This is a genomic window from Enterobacter sp. CM29 (assembly GCF_013179605.1).
Taxonomy (GTDB): domain Bacteria; phylum Pseudomonadota; class Gammaproteobacteria; order Enterobacterales; family Enterobacteriaceae; genus Enterobacter; species Enterobacter intestinihominis.
Genome location: NZ_JABMCU010000183.1, coordinates 1 through 9,154, shown reverse-complemented (window position 1 = coordinate 9,154; position 9,154 = coordinate 1). Strand labels below are relative to the sequence as shown.

Sequence of the window (9,154 nt, the reverse complement as noted above, 5' to 3'; positions counted from 1 at the left end):
CGATGCCGTTGAGCTGAGCGTGGAGGACAGCGGACCGGGTATTGCCGAAGACCAGATCTCCCAGGCCATGCTGCCGTTTCATCGGCTGGATAACGTGGGCGATGCCGCCGGGTCCGGCATTGGCCTGGCGCTGGCCAACGATATTGCCCGCCTGCACCGCAGCCATCTTCAGCTGATGCCCAGTGAAAATCTGGGCGGCTTGTGCGTAAAAATGCGTTTTTTATTGATGATATAAATACCGATATTATCAAATCGTTACAAACTAATTGCCCGATGTCCACTGAGCGCATTGATCCCACAGACAGTCAGGTTAAAATCTCGCGGTTTTTGGACATCTCTGAATATATTGTGCGGGATCACGACAATGAAAAAAGTGGCATTAATGGGCTTAGGCCTGATGTTTGTATCGGCAGCAGCCAACGCTATTTCCTTCAACGGCTCGGCGGGCGAAGATTATACCCACCTGGGCTTTGGTCTTGGCACGGATAGCGCAGGCCTGGCGATGACCGGCGGCTGGACGCATAACGACGACGATGGGGATGCGGCAAGCCTGGGGCTGGGCTTCAACGTACCTTTGGGTCCTTTCCTGGCGACAGTCGGCGGTAAAGGGATTTACACCAACCCGAACGACGGCGACGAAGGTTACGCGGCGGCAGTGGGCGGCGGTTTGCAGTGGAAAATCGGCGACAGCTTTGGCCTGTTCGGTGAGTACTACTACTCTCCGGATTCCCTCTCCAGCGGTATCGATAGCTATGAGGAAGCCAACGTGGGTGGACGCTGGACCATCATCCGTCCTGTCACCATCGAAGCGGGTTATCGTTATCTGAACCTGGCGGGTAAAGACGGCCACCGCGACAACGCGCTGGCAGATGGTCCCTACATCGGTGTGAGCGCAGGTTTCTAATCCTTTCGGCGCGGCGTTCAGTCGCGCCAGTTTCTCTCTTCCCCCGGTCTTCGATTGCGCTATAGTGTTTTGACCATTGAAATGGGAGAACACAATGATAAACGTGGAAATGTTATCCACTGGCGACGAAGTGCTGCATGGGCAAATCATTGATACCAATGCCGCCTGGCTTGCCGATCTCTTCTTTGAGCAAGGATTACCGTTAACGCGCCGCAACACCGTGGGTGACAATCTTGAGTCGCTGGTCAACGTTCTGCGCGAGCGCAGCGAACGCTGCGACGTGCTGATTGTGAACGGCGGGCTTGGGCCCACCAGCGACGATCTCAGCGCGCTGGCCGCCGCCACGGCCAGAGGTGAAGGCCTGGTCCTGCACGAGGCGTGGCTGGCACAGATGGAGCGATCCTTCTCCGAGCGTGGCCGCGTGATGGCCCCCAGCAACCGCAAGCAGGCTGAAATTCCCGCCAGCGCGGAACTGATTGATAACCCGGTCGGCACCGCCTGCGGGTTTGCCGTTCAGCTGAACCGCTGCCTGATGTTCTTCACCCCGGGCGTGCCGTCGGAATTTAAAGTGATGGTCGAGCAGCAGATCCTGCCGCGCCTGCGCGCGCGCTTCACACTGCCTGAACCGCCGCTGTGCCTGCGTCTGACCACCTTTGGCCGCTCGGAAAGCGACCTGGCCCAGAGCCTCGATCACCTGCAACTACCTCCCGGCGTGTCGATGGGCTATCGCTCCTCCATGCCGATTATTGAACTGAAGCTGACCGGACCGGCGTCAGAGAAAGCCGCTATGCTGGCACTATGGCCGGAAGTGCAGCGCGTCGCCGGGGAAAGCCTGATTTTCGAAGGAACGGAAGGGCTGCCGGCGCAGATCGCAGCGCATTTGCAGTCCCGCCAGCTGAGCGTGACGCTAAGCGAGCAGTTTACCGGTGGGCTTCTGGCGCTTCAGCTTACCCGGGCGGGCGCGCCGCTGCTGGCCAGTGAAGTGGTGCCGTTCCAGCAGGAGACGCTGGCGCAGACGGCGCGCTGGGCGTCCGAGCGCAGAGTGAAGCATTTCGCGGGGCTGGCGCTGTTTGTGGGCGGGCTGGATGAGGAGCATCTCAACTTTGCCCTGGCAACGCCGGAAGGGACCCACGCCCTGCGGGTGAAGATGAGTATTACCCGCCACAGCCTGGCCGTGCGTCAGGAGGTGTGCGCGATGATGGCGCTGAACATGCTGCGCCGCTGGCTGAACGGGAAAGAGGTCGCCAGCGAGCACGGCTGGATCAACGTCGTGGAATCGCTGTTTGTAGAGTGAGAATGTGCCGGGGGAGTGTCCCCGGCAACGGTTACGCCAGTGCGTTTGCCAGCAAGGTAATGGGATGTTCACAGCGTTTGCTGGTGGACATCTCGATCTGCCACTTGCAGGTTTCACAGTCCGTCACCACGATATCTGCGCCGCTCTCTTCAATCTGCCGGAACAGCGGCGCGCCAATGGCCTGTGACGTTGGGTAGTTTTCATGCTTGAATCCGTAGGTGCCAGCGATGCCGCAGCAGCGTGAGTCCAGCACCGTCAGCTCCAGCCCCGGGATCAGCCGCAGCACCTCCAGCGTATAGATCGACCAGCCCATCTTCTCCATATGACATGGCGTGTGATACACCACCTTCAGCGGCAATTTGCCCAGCGGTAACGTCTGCCCACTGTCAAGTTTGCGCCAGAGAAAACGGGTCGCCAGCTCAATGTGCTCGCGCAAGCCGGTGTTATCCACATCCAGCAGATGCGGATATTCATCGCGCAGCGTGAAGGTACAGGTTGACGACGTCGCCAGTACCGGGATCCCGTTGTCGACGATCGCCTCGCGCAAAGAGGTGACGTTGCTTTTCGCCTGCCTGCGCGCTTTGTCAGTAAAACCGTTGGCAATCAGCGGAACGCCGCAGCACTTCTCTTTGCTCAGCAGCTGAACGCCCGTCCCCATGGCGTTCAGCACTTTCAGCAGGTCTTTCCCCAGCTGCGGATGGTTGTAGTTCACGTAGCAGCCGTGGAAGAAGGCAACCTGCTCAGCGAACTGCGCCTGTTCTGCCGCCACGGATTTATACCAGCGGCGGAAGGTGCCGTGAGAATATTTCGGCAGACTGCGGTGATGGTCGATTTTGAGCGTCGCATCCAGCAGCCTGCGCACCGGCTTCAGGGCGGTGGCGGCATTGACGACCGGCGCGAAAGGCGTCGAGAGGCTGCCCATCAGATCGGTGTGGCTCAGTATCGCGTCGCGCAGCGTCGGTTTTTGCGTACTGTAGCGGGCGCGGGCGCGCTGGATGATATCGCCTATTTTCACGTCCGACGGGCAGGCAACTTCGCAGCGTTTACAGTTGATACAGTATTTCAGCGCCTCGTCGTAGAGCGCGCCGTCCTTCAGGCGCAGACGCTCCCCGTCGGGGCCGGCCTGTTTCGGGCCGGGATAGCGCGGATCGACGCCGCTGACCGGGCAAACCGTGGTGCAGACCGTGCATTTGATACAGCTTTCAAATCGGGTGTCGTTCATTGTGCTCCCTCCCTGCGCTGGATAATCTGCTCCGCGACATGCAGCGCGGTGACGGCGCAGACGCCGCCACCGCAGCCCTGTGCCACGGGATCGTACCCGCCCAGAACCGAGCCGATGGCGTAAAGATTTTCAACCGGTTCCCCGCCCAGCTGCGGGCGCAGCTGGGTATCGACGATCACGCCGAACTGCTGCCAGGGCTGCGGGGTGAAGAAATCGCTTTGATACCAGTCCGCGCGGGAAGCGCTTTGCCGGACATCCAGCCCGAGAATTGCCTCACGCACGCCATCCCGGCTGCTCAGCAGACCGTTACTGAAGAAGCTGCCGCTTGCCAGCACCGTATAGCGTGCACGAAGCGGGATGTCGCCGTGGTTGCGGGTCCAGATTTCGCTTACCGCGCCCTCTGCCAGGGTGATTTTTTTCACCTCGTCGCCTGCCATCCAGACGCCACCCTGGGCGACAAACTGACGCTGAAGCTGGGTATGCAGACGAATGCCGGGCACGGAAGGGGGGAGCGTCGGCAGTAAACCGAGCGTACAGGGCAGGCGCGCCGAGAGCCAGCGCCAGAGCCGGTTGTCCGTTAAGCCAAAACAGGCGGGCATAAACAGGGCGTCGCAGGTCTCGCCGAGCGGTTGAAGCGCCGCGTACAGCTGCGGCCAGTAGCGTTCATTATCCAGCAGGCGGGCAATGTTCACCGCACGAAACTCGCTGGGGTTTTCGCGCAGCACGTCGAGCTCGGGGAGATCAATCTCCGCCGTATCCACCTGAATGCCCTGCTGTCTGAGAGACGCGGCGGCAAGATGCGGCTGGAAATCAAGGAAACCGCTGATCCCCACCACCCGCACGTGCCCGGCAGCGATGGGGGCGACAGGCACCTCTTCCGGGCTAAGCCAGGCGGCGCGCAGAGTGCCGAGCGGCGTGACGCGCTGATGATTTTGCTCGGCGTCACCCTGCATGCGTGCGCCGCAGGCGGTCAGCAGGTGTTCGGTTTCGCAGGCAAAGCGGGCCATATTCTCTGCGCCCGTCAGGCGGTAGGGATGTTCAGGCGGCAGATCGGCGAACGATAGCGCGCCCAGTAAATCCAGCGAGCCGGAAGAGAAGTGCAGGGCACTTTGACCGCGAGTGACAATGGCGCAGCGCAGACCCCGCTGCGTCAGTTTGAGACCGCACAGCAGGCCCGCCAGCCCTCCACCCACAATCACGGTATCAAATTTCATGGTTGTGCTCCTTCTCCAGACCGCAAAGTCCCTGATAGACCCAGCGGGTAAACTCACTTTCGCGCAGGGCATCGCCCCAGGCGACGGGCTGAATGCCTTTCCAGCGCTCATTTAAAAAATCGCTGAGCTGGGCGAGCGACTGGGTTGAGGAGGTGGCATGAAAACGTTGCAGCAGCCCGGCGGCACGGCAGGCGCACAGCTCCCCCTGACAGGTGCCCATCCCGACTCGCGTGCGGCGGCGTAAATCAAGCAGGTTGTTCACCGTCAGGTTTTCCACGGCATATTGCACCTCGCCTGCGGTCACGGCTTCGCATTCGCACACCAGGCTGCGGCTGAGTCGCCCTTCACCAAGCCAGGTCGGGGTGCGGTCGCCGTGGCGGTAAATCGCCGAACCGCGAAGCGGGGCAGGAAGTGAAATGATTTTGTGCAGCGTTTTTTCTGTCGATTGCTGCGAGCCGGGCAGGGCCCGCTCCGCCGTCACGCACGGCGCGGTGTTACCGAGCTTACGGCAGACGGCATCGGTGGCCCACTCCGCCATCAGCCGGTAGGTCATCAGCTTGCCGCCGGTAATGGTGATAAACCCGTCCATGCCGTCGCGTTCGGCGTGATCGAGCAGCACGATGCCGCGGCTGACGTTACGCCCGCTCGGATCGTTGTCGCTGGCGACGAGGGGACGCACGCCCGCGTAGGCACGCAGAATACGCGTCTGCGCCATCACCGGGGCCAGCTTTTCCCCTTCGCGCAGCAGAATATCCACCTCTTCGGCGGTAACGCGGTTGTAATCAATTTCGCTGTAGTCCACATGCATTGAGGTCGTGCCGATCAACGAAATGGTGTCCCCCGGCACGAGGATGTCGGCGTCAGACGGTTTACGGCAGCGGTTGATGACATGATTATTGATGCGATGGTCGAGGATCAGCAGCGAGCCTTTGGCCGGGAACATGCGGACGGATAAATCGGCGTATTCCGCGATGCGCTGGCCCCAGATCCCCGCCGCATTGACCACGACGGTGGCATACAGCTCGCGGTGTTCATTGTACTGCGTATCACACACGCGCACCCCGCGCACGGTATTACCTTCACGAATAAGCCCGGTGACGTGATGCCCGGTCAGGATCTGTGCGCCGTGTTCCCGCGCGTCGAGCATATTGGCGGCGGTCAGGCGGAAAGGATCAATGGTTCCGTCAGGCACTTTTACCGCGCCCAGTAATGCCGGGTTCACCGAGGGTTCCAGACGGCACGCCTGCGCAGGATCGAGCGCCTCGGCCTGAATGCCTGCCGCCGTGCAGGCGGTGATAAAGGTTTGCTGAAAGCCGAGATCATCTTCGGGAAGGGTGATAAAAAGGCCGTTGGTCGGTTCAACGCAGTGGCGGGCGATGCGCCTGAGGATCTGGTTTTCAGCAATACACTCGCGCGCGGACTCAGCGTCAGTGACCGCATAGCGGGCACCGCTGTGCAACAGACCGTGGTTACGCCCCGTTGCGCCGGTGGCGATGTCGTGGCGTTCCAGAAGCGTGACGCTCAATCCCCGCAGGGCGCAGTCGCGTGCGATGCCGGCACCCGTCGCGCCACCGCCAATGATAATCACATCGCTGAAGCGTGGATCGTGAATAGTCATTGCCTTTCCTCTATGTTCGTTTTTTAGCATTTAGCCACATTGATCGTGTGGTTTGTTTGATTTCGAACATAAACGCGCGAAATTCGAAAGTGAAACGTGATTTCATGCGCTTTTTTGCGCATTCTGTCATATTTCTGTAACAATCTGTGCGTTGATTCACAGTAACATTCACCGTGATTTCTTAACATCGCCGCCTCTGTAGCCGGGCGCGAGATGCCCGGTCATTTTTTGAAAGGCCACGGAGGCTGTTATGCTCAGTATCTTTAAACCTGCGCCACACCGGGCGCGACTGCCAGAGGCAGAGATTGATCCTCTCTACCGCCGTCTGCGTTGGCAAATCTTCCTCGGGATCTTCTTCGGGTATGCGGCGTACTATCTGGTACGTAAAAACTTTGCGCTCGCCATGCCGTACCTGGTGGAACAAGGCTTCTCCCGCGGCGATCTGGGCTTTGCGCTGTCGGGGATCTCCATCGCGTACGGTTTTTCGAAGTTCATTATGGGGTCGGTGTCGGATCGCTCGAATCCGCGCGTGTTCCTGCCCGCCGGTCTGATCCTCGCGGCAGCGGTGATGCTGTTCATGGGCTTTGTGCCATGGGCGACCTCCAGCATTGCCGTCATGTTCGTACTGCTGTTCCTCTGCGGCTGGTTCCAGGGGATGGGGTGGCCGCCATGCGGACGTACCATGGTGCACTGGTGGTCACAGAAAGAGCGCGGTGGGATTGTATCGGTCTGGAACTGCGCGCATAACGTCGGGGGCGGGCTTCCGCCGCTGCTGTTCCTGCTGGGGATGGCCTGGTTCAACGACTGGCACGCGGCGCTCTATATGCCTGCCTTTGGCGCCATTCTGGTGGCGATTATCGCCTTCGCCCTGATGCGCGACACGCCGCAGTCCTGCGGCCTGCCGCCGATTGAAGAGTACAAAAACGACTACCCGGATGATTACAGCGAGAAGCACGAAGAAGAGCTGACCGCGAAACAGATCTTCATGAAGTATGTGCTGCCAAACAAGCTGCTGTGGTACATCGCGGTGGCGAACGTGTTTGTCTACCTGCTGCGCTACGGCATCCTCGACTGGTCCCCGACTTACCTGAAAGAGGTGAAGCACTTCGCGCTGGATAAATCCTCCTGGGCCTATTTCCTGTATGAATACGCGGGCATTCCCGGCACGCTGATCTGCGGCTGGATGTCGGACAAAGTGTTTAAGGGCAACCGTGGGGCGACGGGCGTGTTCTTTATGACGCTGGTGACCATCGCGACGGTCGTTTACTGGCTTAACCCGCCGGGTAATCCGGGTGTGGATATGGCCTGTATGATCGTAATCGGCTTCCTGATTTATGGTCCGGTTATGCTGATCGGCCTGCACGCGCTGGAGCTGGCGCCGAAGAAAGCGGCAGGCACGGCGGCAGGCTTTACCGGTCTGTTTGGCTACCTCGGCGGTTCAGTGGCGGCAAGTGCCATCGTCGGTTACACCGTCGATTTCTTCGGCTGGGACGGTGGCTTTATGGTGATGATTGGCGGCAGCGTGCTGGCGGTTCTGCTGTTGATCGTCGTGATGATCGGTGAAAAACGTCACCATGCCGAGGTGCTGGCGCGTCGTCAGTAAGGAGCATTGCGATGAAATTAACTCAGTTAGCGACAGGCCTGCTGCTGGCGGGCCTGATGACAGGCTCCGCGCTGGCGGCGGATAAAATCGTGATCGCCCACCGTGGCGCCAGCGGTTATCTGCCAGAGCATACGCTGCCGGCAAAAGCGATGGCCTATGCCCAGGGCGCAGATTATCTGGAGCAGGATCTGGTGATGACGAAGGACGACCAGCTGGTCGTTCTGCATGACCATTATCTTGACCGCGTGACGGACGTGGCGGAGCGTTTCCCGGATCGTGCCCGTAAAGATGGCCGCTACTACGCCATCGACTTCACGCTGGCGGAGATCCGCTCGCTGAAGTTTACCGAGGGCTTCGAGATTGAGAACGGTAAGAAGGTGCAGGTCTATCCGGGGCGTTTCCCGATGGGCAAGTCTGACTTCCGTATTCACACCTTCGAAGAGGAGATCGAGTTTGTTCAGGGGCTGAACCACTCGACGGGCAAAAATATCGGTATCTACCCGGAAATCAAAGCGCCGTGGTTCCACCATCAGGAAGGAAAAGACATTGCCGCGAAGACGCTGGAGGTACTGAAAAAGTACGGCTACACCAGCAAGAAGGATAAGGTTTTCCTGCAATGTTTCGATGCTGCGGAACTGAAGCGCATCAAAACTGAGCTGGAGCCGAAGATGGGGATGGATCTCAATCTGGTGCAGCTGATTGCCTATACCGACTGGAATGAAACTCAGGAAAAACAGCCGGACGGGAAGTGGGTGAACTACAGCTACGACTGGATGTTTAAGCCGGGCGCGATGAAGCAGATTGCGCAGTACGCCGACGGCATCGGGCCGGATTACCACATGCTGGTGGCGGAAGGCTCAACGCCGGGCCACGTGAAGCTGACGGCGATGGTGAAAGAGGCGCATGCGAGCAAGATGCAGGTGCATCCGTATACCGTGCGTGCAGACCAGCTGCCGGAGTATGCGACGGACGTGAATCAGCTTTACGACGTGCTGTATAACCAGGCGGATGTGGACGGATTGTTTACGGATTTCCCGGATAAAGCGGTCGAATTCATTCACCGGAAGTAGGTTTTGTAGGTCGGGTAAGGCGAAGCCGCCACCCGACAATCAGGCTCTGCGGCCTGATGCCCTCACCCTAACCCTCTCCCACCGGGCTGAGGGATCCCCAGTATTTTTTTATGCAGAAGCAATAAAGTTGCTTTCTAAATGACTGAGGGCTGTCAGCGATGCCCTGGTCCGGCTGTAAATCGCTGAGGCGTTTGCCTTCCGGCCGGGGCGAGGCGCAGGGATGCGCCGA

8 protein-coding genes are annotated in these 9,154 nt (G+C 59.6%); 5 read left to right on the top strand and 3 right to left on the bottom strand.

Annotated elements, in window-relative coordinates:
• From HP459_RS18545 to HP459_RS18535, 3 genes are all read left to right on the top strand, one after another.
• A partial coding sequence (locus tag HP459_RS18545; protein WP_171936617.1) for a HAMP domain-containing sensor histidine kinase occupies positions 1–235 on the top strand: 235 nt, incomplete at its 5' end.
• Between the two features lie 129 nt (positions 236–364).
• Positions 365–904: a YfaZ family outer membrane protein gene (locus HP459_RS18540; protein WP_022648809.1), complete on the top strand. Its 540-nt coding sequence runs from the start codon at positions 365–367 to the stop codon at positions 902–904.
• Between the two features lie 94 nt (positions 905–998).
• Positions 999–2,198 carry a nicotinamide mononucleotide deamidase-related protein YfaY gene (locus tag HP459_RS18535; RefSeq protein WP_171936616.1) on the top strand — a complete coding sequence of 400 codons (1,200 nt, stop codon included), beginning with the start codon at positions 999–1,001 and terminating at the stop codon, positions 2,196–2,198.
• A gap of 31 nt (positions 2,199–2,229) precedes the next feature.
• Here the strand turns inward: HP459_RS18535 and glpC are convergent, their stop codons facing one another.
• The 3 genes from glpC to glpA are packed head-to-tail and all read right to left on the bottom strand — an operon-like array spanning position 2,230 to position 6,252.
• Positions 2,230–3,420 carry an anaerobic glycerol-3-phosphate dehydrogenase subunit GlpC gene (gene glpC, locus HP459_RS18530; protein WP_171936615.1) on the bottom strand — a complete coding sequence of 397 codons (1,191 nt, stop codon included), beginning with the start codon at positions 3,418–3,420 and terminating at the stop codon, positions 2,230–2,232.
• Positions 3,417–4,634, bottom strand: a complete 1,218-nt coding sequence (gene glpB / locus HP459_RS18525; protein WP_058677674.1) for a glycerol-3-phosphate dehydrogenase subunit GlpB — start codon at positions 4,632–4,634, stop codon at positions 3,417–3,419. Before glpB ends, glpC begins: the two co-directional genes overlap by 4 nt.
• Entirely contained in the window at positions 4,624–6,252 is a 1,629-nt protein-coding gene (gene glpA / locus HP459_RS18520; protein WP_126490269.1) for an anaerobic glycerol-3-phosphate dehydrogenase subunit A, read from the bottom strand. Before glpA ends, glpB begins: the two co-directional genes overlap by 11 nt.
• A gap of 250 nt (positions 6,253–6,502) precedes the next feature.
• Between glpA and glpT the strand changes: the two genes are divergently transcribed.
• On the top strand, positions 6,503–7,855 hold the full coding sequence (gene glpT / locus HP459_RS18515) for a glycerol-3-phosphate transporter (protein ID WP_022648804.1): 1,353 nt from the start codon (positions 6,503–6,505) through the stop codon (positions 7,853–7,855).
• Positions 7,856–7,866: 11 nt separating this feature from the next.
• A complete protein-coding gene (glpQ, locus tag HP459_RS18510) occupies positions 7,867–8,925 on the top strand; it encodes a glycerophosphodiester phosphodiesterase (protein ID WP_063147698.1) in 1,059 nt (352 codons plus the stop codon).
• Positions 8,926–9,154: the final 229 nt, after the last annotated feature.